Source organism: Streptomyces sp. NPDC041191 (assembly GCF_055591945.1).
Map to the genome: position 1 here is coordinate 57,443 of NZ_JBVIZC010000014.1, position 13,636 is coordinate 71,078.

At 74.8% G+C, this 13,636-nt stretch carries 13 protein-coding genes; 5 read left to right on the top strand and 8 right to left on the bottom strand.

Features of this window, described 5'->3' with window-relative positions; translation table 11 throughout:
* Positions 1 to 420: 420 nt before the first annotated feature.
* Complete coding sequence (locus tag ACZ6AQ_RS25780; RefSeq protein ID WP_468762908.1) at positions 421 to 1,185, bottom strand: CbtA family protein; 765 nt, start codon at positions 1,183 to 1,185, stop codon at positions 421 to 423.
* 53 nt (positions 1,186 to 1,238) lie between these two features.
* Complete coding sequence (locus ACZ6AQ_RS25785; protein WP_468762749.1) at positions 1,239 to 1,466, bottom strand: CbtB domain-containing protein; 228 nt, start codon at positions 1,464 to 1,466, stop codon at positions 1,239 to 1,241.
* Positions 1,467 to 1,774: 308 nt separating this feature from the next.
* Here ACZ6AQ_RS25785 and ACZ6AQ_RS25790 point away from each other — a divergent pair, with 308 nt between their 5' ends.
* A complete protein-coding gene (locus ACZ6AQ_RS25790) occupies positions 1,775 to 2,350 on the top strand; it encodes a histidine phosphatase family protein (protein ID WP_468762751.1) in 576 nt (191 codons plus the stop codon).
* 125 nt (positions 2,351 to 2,475) lie between these two features.
* Here ACZ6AQ_RS25790 and ACZ6AQ_RS25795 read toward each other — a convergent pair whose 3' ends face one another.
* The 4 genes from ACZ6AQ_RS25795 to ACZ6AQ_RS25810 form a co-directional block, all read right to left on the bottom strand.
* A complete protein-coding gene (locus ACZ6AQ_RS25795) occupies positions 2,476 to 3,030 on the bottom strand; it encodes a hypothetical protein (RefSeq protein ID WP_468762753.1) in 555 nt (184 codons plus the stop codon).
* A 267-nt stretch (positions 3,031 to 3,297) separates the two neighbouring features.
* Complete coding sequence (locus ACZ6AQ_RS25800; RefSeq protein ID WP_468762755.1) at positions 3,298 to 4,374, bottom strand: FecCD family ABC transporter permease; 1,077 nt, start codon at positions 4,372 to 4,374, stop codon at positions 3,298 to 3,300.
* The gene (locus ACZ6AQ_RS25805; RefSeq protein ID WP_388695316.1) at positions 4,371 to 5,405 is read right to left on the bottom strand and encodes a FecCD family ABC transporter permease; all 1,035 of its coding nucleotides are present in this window, start codon (positions 5,403 to 5,405) and stop codon (positions 4,371 to 4,373) included. Before ACZ6AQ_RS25805 ends, ACZ6AQ_RS25800 begins: the two co-directional genes overlap by 4 nt.
* Positions 5,406 to 5,418: 13 nt before the next feature.
* Entirely contained in the window at positions 5,419 to 6,471 is a 1,053-nt protein-coding gene (locus tag ACZ6AQ_RS25810; protein WP_468762757.1) for an iron-siderophore ABC transporter substrate-binding protein, read from the bottom strand.
* Between the two features lie 355 nt (positions 6,472 to 6,826).
* On the opposite strand from ACZ6AQ_RS25810, the gene ACZ6AQ_RS25815 reads away from it, so the two are divergent.
* On the top strand, positions 6,827 to 8,815 hold the full coding sequence (locus tag ACZ6AQ_RS25815; protein WP_468762759.1) for a SpoIIE family protein phosphatase: 1,989 nt from the start codon (positions 6,827 to 6,829) through the stop codon (positions 8,813 to 8,815).
* 302 nt (positions 8,816 to 9,117) lie between these two features.
* Positions 9,118 to 9,408: a hypothetical protein gene (locus ACZ6AQ_RS25820; protein ID WP_468762761.1), complete on the top strand. Its 291-nt coding sequence runs from the start codon at positions 9,118 to 9,120 to the stop codon at positions 9,406 to 9,408.
* Between the two features lie 48 nt (positions 9,409 to 9,456).
* Here ACZ6AQ_RS25820 and ACZ6AQ_RS25825 read toward each other — a convergent pair whose 3' ends face one another.
* Together ACZ6AQ_RS25825 and ACZ6AQ_RS25830 are read right to left on the bottom strand one after the other, a co-directional pair.
* Positions 9,457 to 10,188, bottom strand: coding sequence for a hypothetical protein (locus tag ACZ6AQ_RS25825; RefSeq protein ID WP_388695325.1), 732 nt, complete (start codon positions 10,186 to 10,188; stop codon positions 9,457 to 9,459).
* 209 nt (positions 10,189 to 10,397) lie between these two features.
* Entirely contained in the window at positions 10,398 to 11,150 is a 753-nt protein-coding gene (locus tag ACZ6AQ_RS25830) for a beta-glucanase (RefSeq protein WP_468762763.1), read from the bottom strand.
* Positions 11,151 to 11,470: 320 nt separating this feature from the next.
* Between ACZ6AQ_RS25830 and ACZ6AQ_RS25835 the strand changes: the two genes are divergently transcribed.
* A complete protein-coding gene (locus tag ACZ6AQ_RS25835; RefSeq protein ID WP_468762765.1) occupies positions 11,471 to 12,511 on the top strand; it encodes an NAD(P)-dependent alcohol dehydrogenase in 1,041 nt (346 codons plus the stop codon).
* A 94-nt stretch (positions 12,512 to 12,605) separates the two neighbouring features.
* Entirely contained in the window at positions 12,606 to 13,628 is a 1,023-nt protein-coding gene (locus ACZ6AQ_RS25840; RefSeq protein WP_468762767.1) for an aminoglycoside phosphotransferase family protein, read from the top strand.
* Positions 13,629 to 13,636: the final 8 nt, after the last annotated feature.

Here is a 13,636-nt window from a genome sequence, read left to right on the forward strand (position 1 = left end):
GCGGCGTGCGGGTGCGGGGCACGCGGTGCGGAGGTCGGGGCGGGGCGTGCGGTGCGGGGCGTGCGGGCCCCCGGGTCGGGGCGCGCGGTGTGCGTGCTCGCGGGGATCAGGATATCTGTAGCCCGCACCTTCTGAGAGCGCTCCCAGAGGGAGGGGAGCCCCCGCACGTCACGGAGAACGCCGTTGCCCCTCGTCGGCGTCCGGCTGCCTCCGGAGCCCTGCGCCGTGGAGCCCGGCGGCAGGGCACCGGGCCCGGTGCGCGGGGGCGGAACCGCCACGCCGGCTCATGGGCGGTCACGCGGACGAGCGGCTGTCGAACGGCCCGGGCCCGCCGGGCCGACGGACGGCCGGGCGGGCCCGGAACAGGAGAGACCGCCGGACGGCCCGCCCCACCGGGGCGGGCCGTCCGGCGGTCGTGGCTCAGCCGACGGTCCCGGCCGGGACCTCCGTGCCGTCGGTGCGCGCGGTCAGCGCCTTCTGGGCGAGGACGCCGAAGACGATCGCGAACACCGTCCACAGCACGGCCTGGACGCCGAGCGACGCCATCCGGAACTCCCACAGCAGATCGGCCGGGAAGGTCGCGGAGACCGCGTCGTCGTTCGACGGCAGGACCGCGAAGGCGACGCCCGTCACGGCGACGAAGCCGAGGCCGGCCGCCAGGCTCGCGTTCCAGTTGCCCAGCCGGGGCGCGAGACGGCGCCCGGCGATCACCGCGGCGGTGCCGAGGAGCACGCTGAGCAGGATCATCAGGAAGAACAGGGCGGTGCGCCTCCCGATGGTGTCGGGGTTGCCGACGGCCGGCGGGGTCGCCGGGTACTTCAGGAACGGCACCAGGCAGACGGTGGTGAAGGCCGCGGCCGCCGTCAGGGCCGCGGTCGCCCGCGGCCCGAACCGGCCGACGCGGCCGAGCGCGAAGGAGAACGCGAGCGCGGCGACGCCGCCCAGCGCCACCCCGTACACCAGGACGCCGGTGGCCAGGCCGAAGGTGGACTGCGCGGAACGGCCGACCACCTCCTCCTCTTCCGTCGTGCCGGCTCCCGCGCCGCCGTGGTCACCGTGTTCGGAGTGGGCCGTCTCCCGCGCGGCCTGCGCCTCCTCCACGGCGATGGATCTGTTCACGGAGGGTTCGCCGCCCAGGTAGGCGGCGGCGAAGGCGAACAGGCCGGCGACGAGGCCCGCGAGCATCCCGCGGACCAGCAGGGTCCTCACCATGGAGGCGTGCACGCGCGCGTCGCCCCTCAGTGGCACGGGAAGCCGAGCAGGTGACGCCCGTCGTGCACCCACTCGTGCACGCCGGAGCCCGCGAAGAGGGAGGTGGCCCCCTGCTCCGCGCCCACGAAGTAGAGCGCGATCAGCGCGAGGAGGCCGACGAAGAGGGCCCAGGGCAGTACGGCCCGCACGGGCAGCGGAGCCGGTACGGCGACGGAAGGGGGGGAGACGGCGGCGGAAACGGCGGCTTCGGCCATGAGGGAACCTCCTGAGGGAACTCGCGTCCCGGTCGGTGGTGCAGGACGACGGTCCACGGGTCTGACTCGCCGTGACGTCCCGGGGACGCCTCGGCATACAGTGGCGCGACCGTGCCGGGTTCCCACCGGACTTCCGTATCGCCGTCGTCACGTTGTTCAGATGTCGCTCGACGGTACCGCGTGACATGAGCATTGTTAAGGGCGTGAGGTCCGGATCACTTTCCGCGCTCCGGGCGGAGGCACCCGCCGAAGGCTCCGCGCCCCGGACACGGCCGTCCGGCGCCGCCCCCTACCGGGAAGGAACCCCGATGACAGTCCGGCTGACGCTGATCCCGCCCGCCGCGAACGACGCGCTGCGCGAGGTCCGGTTCGACGACGACGGTCCCCTCGACCCGGCGGGGCTCGCCCGCGCCGAGGCCGCCGCGGCCTTCGTCGGTCCGTCCCCGCGCGCCTACGCCTCGCCCTCCGCGCGCTGCCTCGCCACCGCGCGCGCCCTCGGCCTGCGGGCGGAACCGGTGGACGGCCTCGCCGGCTGCGCCGTGGGACGCTGGCGGGGACGGACCCTGGAGGAGATCGCCGCCACCGAGGGCGACGCGCTCGCCTCCTGGCTGTCCGACCCGACGGCGGCACCGCACGGCGGGGAGTCCCTGCGCGACCTGCGCGTCCGGGTCGGCGTCTGGCTCGACGCCCTCCAGGAGGGCACGGGGCGCGTCACGGCCGTCGTGGAGCCCGACGTCGTGCGCGCCGCGACGGTCCACGCCCTCGGAGCGCCGGACGGTACGGCCCGGCGCCTGGACGTCCGCCCCCTGACGGCCGTTCACCTCAGCGGTCGCGGCGGGCGCTGGAACCTGCGCGCCGGGGAGCCCCTCGCAGGGGGGCGCTGACCGCCCCGGAACACCGGCCCCGCCCCGGGACCGCCGGGGCCGGACGCCGGGCGGGGTCCGCGGGACCGCGGACGCGGGCCGCCCCCGACCCCGGGCGGGGCGGGGGGCGGCGCGGTCGGCGGTGGTCAGCAGGGGCGGATGTGGAAGACGGGCGTCCAGGAGGCGGTACCGGTGGACTTGGCCACGTTCGACCAGCGCTCGCTGCCGTTCTGGTTGTAGAAGCGGGCCCGGGTCCCGGGGGTCTGGTTGTTGTTGAAGGTGCCGTCGCCGATGCCGGTGAAGTCGTAATAGCCGCAGCGGTAGTAGTCGTAGGTGTAGCCGCGTCCGTCCACGATGCACAGGTGGCCGTCGGCGCAGCTCACGGCCCGGTCGGGGGAGGCCAGGTCGCGGGCTCCGGGGAGGCCGGGGACGGCGACGGTGACGGTGCCGCCGGCGGTGGCGAGCCTGTTCGCCGAGATCTGGCGGGCCCCCGGCTCCCGCGCGAGGACGGCGTCGACCCGGCGCTGGAGTTCCCCGGCCCGCGCCCCGGAGAGACCGGCGGCACGGGCCTGTTCGGCGTAGACGGCCCGCTGGCCGGTCGGAGAGGCGGTCGAGGCGTGGGCGGACAGGACGGAGCCTGCGATCAGGGCCGCGGCGGCGGCCAGCAGTGCGGCGGGACGGCGGAACAGAACACGCTTCACGGTCTTCCTCCTGCGATGAACGGTCACACCGTGTCGTGGTGCAGGGGGATGCTGTCCATTTCGGCGCCCGCACAAGAGACATCGGGGGCATGTCTACTGATGTGGGTGACGCTTTGTACTCGTGACCGAGGCGGAATCGCGCCGAACCGGTGCGCGCGATCCGCCACCGCCCCGGCGCGGGGCGCGGGGCGGGCCGCTCGCGCCCGGCCCTGTCCCCTTGCGGCCGGCGGGTTCGCCGGCCGCACGCGCCACCGCCCCGGCCCCGCCTCAGACGGGCCGCCTCCACTCCCGCAGCAGCAGATGCCCCAGGTACGCCCCTCCGACGGCCATCGTGTACAGGCCGACCGGCAGGTCGTCGAAGAACGGCGACTGCTGGGCCGCGAGGTCGGCGAGGACCAGGAGCAGGGCGCCGAGCAGGGTCGACATGACCAGCTGCGGCCCGCCGCCGCGCGTGACCCGCTTGGCGATCTGCGGTGCCGTCAGGGAGATGAAGGCGATCGGCCCGGCCACGCTGACGGCGCCCGCGGACAGCACGATCGACAGGGCGACCGCCGCCGTCGCCGTCCTGGCGGGGCGGGCTCCCAGACCGGTGGAGAGGTCGTCGCCCATCTCACCGATGCCCAGGGGGCGCGCCAGGAGCGCCGCGAAGGGCAGACAGACGAGCAGCACCCCCCAGATGACCGTCGCGTCCTCCCAGGAACGGGCGGAGAGGCTGCCGTTGATGTACGCGGTCAGCGCGCTCGCCTTGTCGCGCTCGACGGCGTACACCACGTACTGGGTCAGGGCCGTCGCCATCGCGGCCACGCCGATGCCCGCCACGACCAGCCGTCCCGGGTGGCGGAACCCGGTTCCGGTGGAGGCGTACACGACCCCCATGGCGGTCACCGCGCCGAGCAGGGCGCCGACGGGCACCGGCACGGTGCCGGGGAAGAAGAGCGCGGCGGCCGCGGCCCCCGCGCCGGAACCGGCGCCGAGCCCGATCACGTCGGGGCTGCCCAGCGGATTGCGGGTGACGGACTGGAACAGCGCCCCGGACAGGCCGAGGGCCGCCCCGGTGGCGACGGCCACCACGAGCCGCGGGCCGCGCAGCCGGTTCAGGACGAAGGCGTTCTTGCCGGTCGCCCCGCCCGTGAGGGCCGACGGCAGGTCGGCGAGGCCGATGCCGAGCCGGCCCGCCGTCAGGGTCGCCACGGCCGCTCCCAGGAGCAGCAGTACCGACACCGCGGCGGCGAGCAGGGAGGAGCGGCGCACGGGTATCGCGACCCGGGGCCCCACCCGTACGAGGACGCGTCCCGCCGGACGCGGCGTCACGGTCCGGGAACCGGTGCGGTCGGCGGTCTTCATGCCGCTCCCCTCATGCGACGGACGGCGAAGAGCAGGGCGGGCGCGCCCACGAAGGCGGTGACGACGCCGACCATCAGCTCCTGCGGGCGCAGCAGGACCCGGCCGATGACGTCCGCGAAGAGCAGCAGCGTGGGTCCCGTGAGCGCGGTGAAGAGGATCTGCATCCGGAAGTCGGCGCCCACCAGGGCCCGGACCAGGTGCGGGACGGCGAGTCCGACGAAGGCGATGGGTCCCACCGCCGCCGTGGCGGACGCGCTGAGCAGCGTCGCGGCGAGCAGGCCGGCGCCCTTGACCCGGGCGGGGCTGATGCCGAGCGAGGCGGCCTTGTCGTCGCCCAGCGCCATGGCGTTGAGGCCGGGCGCGAGGAGGACGGCGAGGAGGAGGCCGGCCGCGGCGAACGGCAGCACGGCCCAGAGGGCGTCGAAGCCCCGCCCGCCGAGCGACCCCACCACCCAGTAGCGGTAGGTGTCGAAGACCTTCGGCCGGGACAGCGCGACGGCCTGGATGAACGCGGCGAGGACGGCGGAGAGGACCGCGCCGGCGAGGACGAGCCGCACCGGTCCGCCGCCGCCCCCGGCCGTGCCGACGACGTGGACGAGGACACCGGTCGCCAGGGCGCCGGCGAGCGCCCACCAGATGGTCTCCCGCTGTCCGGACGCGCCGAGGAACGCGGTGGCGGCGACGATGCTCGCGGACGCGCCCGCGTTGATGCCGAGGAGCCCCGGCTCGGCGAGCGGATTGCGGGTGATGCCCTGCATCAGGGTGCCGGCCAGTCCGAGGCAGAGGCCCGCGAGCACGCCGAGCGCGGTGCGCGGGTAGCGGCTCTCGACGACGGTGCGGGTGTAGTCGTCGCCGCCTCCGGTGACGACCCGCAGGACGTCGGCCGCGGACGTCGGCCTGCTGCCGAACATCACGCCGGCGAGCAGGGCGAGGGCGAGCAGGACCAGGCACAGGACGGCGGCTGCGAAGTACCGGGCGGGGCCCCGCCGCACGACGGCGGGGTCCTGCCCGGTACGGGAGAGAGTGGTCACGCCGGGTCCGCTGTTACTTCCCGGCCTTGGCGACGGCCTTGTCGATCATCGGCAGGTAGCGCTCGATGCTGTACGGCACCGTCAGCGGGTTGATCATGGAGGAGGCGGTGACGAACGGCGTGTCGTGGCTGTAGACGAGCGCGCCCTTCTTCACGGCGGGGATGGCCGCGTACAGGGGCTGGGCCTCGACCGTCCTGCGGGACTTCTCGTCCATGTAGAAGGTGAAGGCGATGTCGCTGTTCGCGAGCTTGTTGGCGTTCTCCAGGCCGATCAGGGCGGAGTCGGTGCCCTCGGTCTCCTTGAAGGTGTTCACCACCGGATCGACCTTGAGACCCAGCTTGGAGACCATCGCGACGCGCTGCTCCTCGGGCTTGAAGACGCCGAGGGTGCCGGGACCGGTGTTGTAGATGTACGAGAACGTGACGTTCTTGTAGTTCGGACGGGAGGCGGCCGCGTCGGCGAGCTGCTTGTCGATCTTCGCCTCCAGCTCCTTGGCCTTCTCCGGCCGGCCGAGCGCCTTGGCGACGATCTCGATCTGCTGGTCCCAGTTCGTGCTCCACGCCTTCTCGGGATAGGCGACGGTCGGCGCGATGTCCTTGAGGATGTCGTACTGCTTCTGGGTGATGCCGGACCAGGGGGCCAGGATGACGTCGGGCTCGAGCTCGGTGATGGCCTCGATGTCGAGCTCCTCGCCGCCCTTGAACTGCTTGGGGAGCGCGGCGCCGGACTTGGTCACGGCCTCGTGGATCCAGGGGAGGTAGCCGGTCTTGTCGCTGCCCCAGGGGTACTCCTCGATGCCGACCGGGACGTTGCCGAGGGCGATGGCGGTCTCCGCGGAGCCCTGGCCGAGGGTGACGACGCGCTTGGGCCTGTCCTTGATGACCGCCTCGCCGAGGGCGCTCTTGAGGGTGACGGGGAACGCGCCGGCCGGAGCCTTCGACGCCGGGCCCGCCGCGTCGTCCTTTCCGTCGTCCGAGCCGCACCCGGTCACCATGAGGCCGAGCGAGGCCGCGACGGCACCCGCCGCGAGGACGCGGCGGCGGACGGGGGTGAACAGAGAGGGCATGGTGGTTCCTTGTCTCCGGGCAGGGGTGTGCCGGCGCCGTGTCCGGGTCCCCAGGGCGTGGTCACACGGGACGACGGCCGTCGCGAACGTATGTTAGGTGAGCCTAACCTATCTGCTTCGGGGTCGATCACCGGGGGCCGGGCGCCCGCGGAGTGCGTCCGTGGGGGCGGGAACACCGCCGGGCGGACACGGGCGGGGTGGCCGCCCGTGTGGCGCGGACCCCCGTCGCGCGGTCCCCTGGAGGGTGCGGGGCGGTGCCGGAGAGACGAAAGGCGGGCGGAGTGATCGCAGCGGAACGCCGGGGGACCGGCGGGCGCCCGGACCTTCCGCGGGCCGGCGCGGGAAGGGGCCGGCGGTGAGTCCGGCCAGGGCCCTGGACCCGAAGCTGTTCGACGCCACCGTGGCGGCGGTCGCGCTGTTCTCGGGCCCCGAACACGTGCTGGTCTACATCAACGCGGCGTACAGGAGGATGCTCGGGGACCGGCCCCTCCGCAGACCGGCCCGGGAGGCGTACCCGGAACCGGCCGCCGAGCGCTTCCTGTCCGTCCTGGACGAGGTCCTCGCCACCGGACGCCCCTGCCAGCTCACCGACTCGCTGCTGCCCGTCCCCGGCGGCCCGGAGGGCGTCCGGCACTTCGTCTCCTCCTGCACCCCCGTCCCCACCCCGGACGGCGACGGGGTCCTGGTCGTGACGCTGGAGACCACCGCGGAGACCCGGGCCCTCCAGCGTTTCGAGGCCCTGGTGACGGCCATCTCGCAGATGGTGTGGGTGGTGCGCGCGGACGGCCCCGTCGAGGAGATCGTCCCCGGCTGGGAGAGGCTGACCGGGGACCCCCTGCCCGACCGGGAGGGCGAGGACATGTACTCCTACCTCCACCCCCGGGACCGGGAGCCGCTCGTCCACAGCTGGCGCGCGGCGGTCACCCGCAGGCCTCCCGGGATCTACCAGAACACCTTCCGGCTCCGGACGGCCGACGGCTCCTACCGCCACATGGCGGTGCGCTGCGTCCCCATCGTGCGGGACGGCGGCGCCGAGGAGTGGATCGCCGCCATCGTCGACGTGGAGGACAGCTGGGGCGCCGAACTGCGCGAACACCTCCTCGCCCGGGTGGCGCAGGCGTCGGGCGGCGGTCTGGACGCGGCGTTCGCCGTGGTGGTGGAGTCGGTCGTGCCCGAACTCGCCGACGCCTGCGTGATCCTGCTGCTCTCCCACGAGGAGTGGCCGCTGCCGGAGAACGTCACCGTCACGGCCCGGCGGATCGCCTCCGCCACCCGTCCGGGGCTCCCGCCCCCGCCCGCCCCGATGGGGCAGGCCCTCACGGTCACCCCGGCCGTGCGGGAGGTGCTGGAGAGCCGCCGTCCGAAGACGTTCCGGCTCTCTCCGGCCGGCCGCGTGCCGTCCGGTCTGGTGCCGGAGGTCACCGAACGCTGGCTCACGGCGGTCGGCGCCACGAGCATGACGCTCGTCCCCCTGGTCGTCGACGACGTCGTCCTCGGCTACGCCACCACCGCCACCAGCGGGGACACCCCCGTTCCCGGACCCGCCGACACCGAACTGCTGCGCGAAGTCCTCCACTACGCCCAGCGGCCCGTGCGCAGGGTCCTCGACCTCCAGCAGGCCCGCCGCGCCGCGCTGCGCCTCCAGCGCGCCCAGCTCACCCGGCCGCCCTCGGTGCCCGGGGCGGGCCTGGCCGCCCGCTACCAGCCGGCCAGCTCGGCCAACGAGATCGGCGGCGACTGGTACGACGCCTTCACGCTTCCCGACGGCACCCTCGTCCTCGACATCGGGGACGTCGCGGGGCACGACCTCACCGCCGCCACCGTCATGGGCCAGATGCGCAGCATGCTGCGCGGCCTCGCCTGGAACAAGGGCCCCGACTGCACGCCGGCGGCCGTGCTCTCGATGCTCGACGACGCCGCCGAGGGCCTCGACGTCGGCTCCTTCACCACCGCCGTCCACACCCACCTGCGGCGGCGCCCGGACGGCAGCTGGCGGATGACCTGGTCCAACGCGGGGCATCCGCCGCCCCTGCTCGTGCCCGCCGCCGGAGAGCCCCGCTTCCTCGTCGGCGACGGGGAGGACCCGCCGCTCTGCGTCGTGCCGGAGTTCCCCCGGGCGACCCACACGTGCCTCCTCGCTCCCGGTGACACCCTCCTGCAGTACACCGACGGCCTCATCGAGACCCCGGGCACCTCCCTCGACACGGGGCAGGCGCGCCTCCTGGAGGCGGCGGCGCTCCACCGCGACGCCGGGCTGCCGGAGCTGCTCCGCCTCCTGCAGGGCCTCTCCGACCACCGCGACGACACCGCCATGATCGCCTTCCGCGCGGAACCGTCCGGCTGAGCGGCGCACCGCGCCGGGTCCGGGCGGCGGGGGCCGGGCCGCCGCTCGCGCGGAGTGTCCCCGACCCCGCACGGCACCGGTTCCCCTTCCGGTGCGAGTCACCCGAATGCTGCGTTCCCCTTCGAGGGGAGGCGTCGTTGAGGGGATGTGACATCGGCGGTCCCCTTTTTATTCGAATGTGATGCCTTCGGGGATATGCCCGTGATGTCGGTTCTGTCTCGATCGAGTCCCGCTCCGTGACGGCTCTCCCCGGCATTCCACCGAGGGCGCGACCGGAGGACCGTGGACAACAGGAGGAAAACATGTACGAAGGAACTGTCCCTCTCGAGGACTTCCTCAACACCATGAACCGTTTGCAGGCCGACTTCGAGCGACGCCTCGGGGGCATCGAGCGCGCCGCCCTGGCGGCGCCCCCGCGCCACGCGCGCGTGCGGGACGGCGCGGGCGCCACGCCGTCCTGGCGGGTGGCCGACCCGCACCTGTCCCTCGGCCTCGAAGCCATCTGGACCGACGCCCGCCGGGGCGGGACGGCGCGGACGGGCGGCGCGGAGGAGGTGTTCCTCGGCTCCCGCCCGGACGCCTTCGCCGACTAGCGCGGGTCCAGGGGAGGTGTGCACCCCGCACCCGTCCGCCGGGGCGGGTCAGACCCGCGCGTCCCAGGCCCTCGTCAGGCCGTCCAGCCACGCGGGCGGCAGCTCGGCGGCGTCCCACTCCTCGTGCAGGGCGGAGGGCGCCGCCGCCAGCCGTTCCAGGACGGCGAGGCTGGTGGGGGAGTGAACGAGGGTGTACCGGCCGTGGATCGCGATGGCGCTGCCCGGTCCGTACTCCGCGTACAGCCGTTCCAGGTGCGTCCGGTGAGCGGTGGCGAACTCCGTCAACCGGCCCGGGTACCGGGACCGCTGACGGGAGCTCATCGTGCCGAGGACGGCGGTGAGCACCTGCTCGGAGACCTCCGGGTCGAGGTCGGAGACGTCGGTGAACGAGAGGTAGAGCGGGACGACCGCCACCTTGGTCCGCTCCACCTCCGTCCGCCCCACGGGAGGCCGGTCGTCGGGGGAGTCGGTGGTGGGATCGGCGGCGACGGCGTGCCGGAGGGCCCGTTCGGCGATGCCGCCGAGTTCACCGGTCACGGCCCGGACCCCGTCGAACCAGCCGGCGGCGTAGGACCCGGCCTTCCCCGAGGGGGAGTTCCGCCGGGCTCCGGCGATCTCCTCGTACGCCAGGGCCAGCGCCCCCGCCTCGACGAACCCGATCAGCTCCTCCGCGTCGCCCGACCAGACGCCCGCCCGGGCCAGGAGCTGAAGGAGCGTCCTCTTCGCGTTGAGGACGCTGACCGCGTCGAGTTGCTGCCGTCCTTCTTCGGCGGTGGTCATGGGGTCCTCCTCGTCGTACGGGCGGCACGGTGCGGGTGCGCGGAACGCCCCGTTCGAGCCTACGCAACTCCCGTTCCCCCGACGCGCGCCCGTCCTCCGCGGCGCGCCCCGACGCCCCGCCCGCCGTCCCCCGGAAGGCCCTCCCGCGGCCCCGGCGGGAGGGACCAGGGCCCCACCGGCCACCGCTCGCCGCACGGCCCGGCGGCACGTCAGGCGCGGTACACGCGCAACTCCGTCACCTCGTACGACATCTCCGACGTGCCGGGACCGGGCGCCGGGTGGTAGCGGCCCGCGCAGACCGAGAGGTTCACGATGAGGTGGGCCCGCCAGGAACGCCCCACCCCGCGGCGGTCGTCGAAGACCCGGGCGCCGTTCACCCACCACACCACGGACCGGGCGCCGAACTGGACCCGGAGGTCGACCCACGCCCCCGGCCGGACGGCCGGGTCCCGGAAGTAGTGGTGGCGTCCCCGGACCCGGTTCGACAGCTCCAGCAGGTCCGGGTTGTCGGGGTGGTACTCGAAGACGTCGATCTCCTGGCCGCCGTCGAGCCACGTCCAGATCGCCGGCCAGGCACCGGTCTCCTCGGGGAGGCGCACCCGCGCCTCCAGGACGTCGCCCGCCCGCAGGAGGAACCCCTCGGCGCTGCCCTCGGTCGTGAGCAGCCCGGAGTCCCAGTACCCGTCGGACCTGCGGGTGGCCCGGAAGAGCCCGCTGCGGCTGTACGCGGGATCGTCCGTGAGGTGGTCGAGCTTGTTGTCCCCCGGATTGGTCGGGCCTCCGCGGGGGTACGCCCACGTGCGGCCGGCGACCCACTGCTCGGTGGACGAGAAGTCCGCCTCCAGGACGAGGCTCCCCGGGGGCCGCGCCCGGCCGGGCGCTTCCGGCCCCGCGGGCGGTCCCGTGCCGGGGCCCGACCCGGCGCCACGTCGCAGCAGTCGGTCGAAGAAGTCGGACAGCATGGCTCGCTCCTTTCACTCGGGCGCCCGTCGGCCCAGGGGTGATCTGCCCCCGCCGGACCACCGGCAACCACGGAGAGTCACATTCTGGCGACAACTCGTCACCACCGTTCGTCGTGTTTCGACGGGTCCGGCCGGTGGACGCCGTGACGGGCCCGCCGGGCCGCCGCCCGCGTCGCGGCCGAGCACGGCGCCGTCGCTCTCACCGGGACGGCGGCGCTCGGCCACGCCTCCCGGGGGTAGGCATCAAGGCCGTCGGCACGTCGACGGCGCCCGCGCGCCCCGCCGAACCACCGGAACGAACGAAGGACGAAGGCAACGTCATGAAGGCACTCCAGTACCGCACGGTCGGCGCCCCGCCCGAGGTCGTCACCGTCCCCGACCCGGAGCCCGGTCCCGGACAGGTGCTCCTGAAGGTGACCGCCGCCGGCGTCTGCCACTCCGACATCGCCGTCATGAGCTGGTCCGCCGACCAACTGCCCTTCCCGCTGCCCCTGACCCTCGGACACGAGGGCGTCGGCACCATCGAGGCGCTGGGCGCCGGTGTCGAGGGGTTCGCCGTCGGCGACTCCGTCGCCGTCTACGGACCCTGGGGCTGCGGCACCTGCTTCATGTGCGCGCAGGGCAAGGAGAACTACTGCCTGCGGGCCGCCGAACTGGGCATCATGCCGCCCGGCCTGGGCGCCCCCGGCGCCATCGCCGAGTACATGGTCGTGGACAGCCCCCGCCACCTCGTCCCGCTGGGCGACCTCGACCCCGTGCGGGCCGCGCCGCTCACGGACGCCGGCCTCACCCCGTACCACGCCCTCAAGCGGTCGCTCCCGAAGCTGGTTCCCGGCAGCACCGCCGTCGTCATCGGCACGGGCGGGCTCGGCCACATCGCCATCCAGCTGCTGCGCGCCATGACCGCGGCCCGGGTCGTGGCCCTGGACGTCACCGAGGAGAAGCTGTCCCTCGCCCGCTCCGTCGGCGCGCACGAGACGGTGATCTCCGACGCGTCGGCGGCCACCAGGGTCCGCGAGCTGACCGGCGGCCGCGGCGCCGAGGTCGTCCTCGACTTCGTGGGCGCCGGGCCGACGGCGACCGCGGCGGGGGCGATGGCCGCGATCGAGGGCGACGTCACGATCGTCGGCCTCGGCGGAGGGTCCCTCCCCGTCGGCTTCGGCTCCCCGGCGTACGAGGTCTCCGTGGCCTCCCCGTACTGGGGCAGCCGGGCCGAGCTGATCGAAGTGCTCGACCTGGCCCGCGCCGGGGCCGTCGAGGTCCACGTGGAGCGGTACGGCCTGGACGAGGCGCCCGAGGCGTACGAGAGGCTGCACGAGGGACGCGTCGACGGACGGGCGGTCATCCTGCCCAACGGCTGACCGCGCCGCCCCGCCGCCCGGGAGGGCCCGGCGCCGGGGCGCGCCCGCGCATATTCGGGTGCGTCCCTCCCGCCTCCGGTGGTGGGATCGGAGCATGCGACACGAGACGTTCATGACCGTCGACCGGGGGCAGTTCGCGGACGCGGTCACCCCCTGGGAGGAAGAGGACTGGCGCGCGGACGCCCTCGCGTGGGCGGAGCGGGAACTCGGCCGCCGCGGCCTGCGCGAGACCGGCCCCCGCGAGGTCAGGGTCCGTCCCTGGTCGATCCTGGTGCGCTTCCGGACCGGGACGGGAGAGCGCGACGCGGTCTGGTTCAAGGCGGGCGCCCCGGACAACGCCTTCGAGGCGGCCCTCGGCGGCGCCCTGGCGCGGTGGGTCCCCGACCACGTCGTCACCCCGCTGGCGGTCGACGCGGGGCGGGGCTGGTCCCTCCTTCCCGACGGGGGCCCCCTCTTCCGGCACGTCCTGGACGCGGGCCACGCCGGCCCGGAATCCTGGACGCGGGCCCTCGCCCAGTACGCGCGGATGCAGCGGGCGCTGACCCCGTACGCGGACCGCATGAGCGCCCTGGGCGTGCCCGGCGCCCGCACCGCCGACCTCCCGCGCCTCTTCGACGGCCTCGTCGCGGACAACCCGGTCCTCGAACCCGCCGCCCGGCGCGCCCTCGTGGCCCGGCGCCCCCTCCTGCTCGACTGGTGCGCGGAGCTCGACGGGTACGGCATCCCGGACTCCCTCGACCACAGCGACCTCCACGACGGGCAGGTGCTCACCCCCGCCCCCGGCCGGTTCACCTTCTTCGACTGGGGCGACGCCGCCGTCGCCCACCCCTTCGGCAGCCTCCTGGTGCCGGCCCGGGCGGTCCATGAGCGCTACGGCCCCGGGCACGCGGAGCGCCTGCGCGACGCCTATCTGGAGCAGTGGACCGGCCTGGGGCCGTCCCTGCCGGAGCTGCGCCGCGCCGCGACGCTCGCCGTCCGGCTCGCGGCCCTCGGCCGGGCCGTGTCGTGGTCCCGGCTCTTCCCGGGCACCCCCGCCACCGGCTGCGCCGAGGCGAGCGCCCACTGGGTGAACGAACTCTTCGCGGCGACGCCGGTGTTCGAGGACGCGGCGGGCTGAGGGCGGCG

What these genes read in the sequence shown, in the direction of transcription:
- ACZ6AQ_RS25825 (WP_388695325.1), bottom strand. Translation starts at nt 10,188, where the DNA reads ATGACCACCGCCGAAGAAGGACGGCAGCAACTCGACGCGGTCAGCGTC.
- ACZ6AQ_RS25800 (WP_468762755.1), bottom strand. Translation starts at nt 4,374, where the DNA reads ATGAAGACCGCCGACCGCACCGGTTCCCGGACCGTGACGCCGCGTCCG.
- ACZ6AQ_RS25820 (WP_468762761.1), top strand. Translation starts at nt 9,118, where the DNA reads ATGTACGAAGGAACTGTCCCTCTCGAGGACTTCCTCAACACCATGAAC.
- ACZ6AQ_RS25785 (WP_468762749.1), bottom strand. Translation starts at nt 1,466, where the DNA reads ATGGCCGAAGCCGCCGTTTCCGCCGCCGTCTCCCCCCCTTCCGTCGCC.
- ACZ6AQ_RS25790 (WP_468762751.1), top strand. Translation starts at nt 1,775, where the DNA reads ATGACAGTCCGGCTGACGCTGATCCCGCCCGCCGCGAACGACGCGCTG.
- ACZ6AQ_RS25840 (WP_468762767.1), top strand. Translation starts at nt 12,606, where the DNA reads ATGCGACACGAGACGTTCATGACCGTCGACCGGGGGCAGTTCGCGGAC.
- ACZ6AQ_RS25810 (WP_468762757.1), bottom strand. Translation starts at nt 6,471, where the DNA reads ATGCCCTCTCTGTTCACCCCCGTCCGCCGCCGCGTCCTCGCGGCGGGT.
- ACZ6AQ_RS25830 (WP_468762763.1), bottom strand. Translation starts at nt 11,150, where the DNA reads ATGCTGTCCGACTTCTTCGACCGACTGCTGCGACGTGGCGCCGGGTCG.
- ACZ6AQ_RS25780 (WP_468762908.1), bottom strand. Translation starts at nt 1,185, where the DNA reads ATGCTCGCGGGCCTCGTCGCCGGCCTGTTCGCCTTCGCCGCCGCCTAC.
- ACZ6AQ_RS25835 (WP_468762765.1), top strand. Translation starts at nt 11,471, where the DNA reads ATGAAGGCACTCCAGTACCGCACGGTCGGCGCCCCGCCCGAGGTCGTC.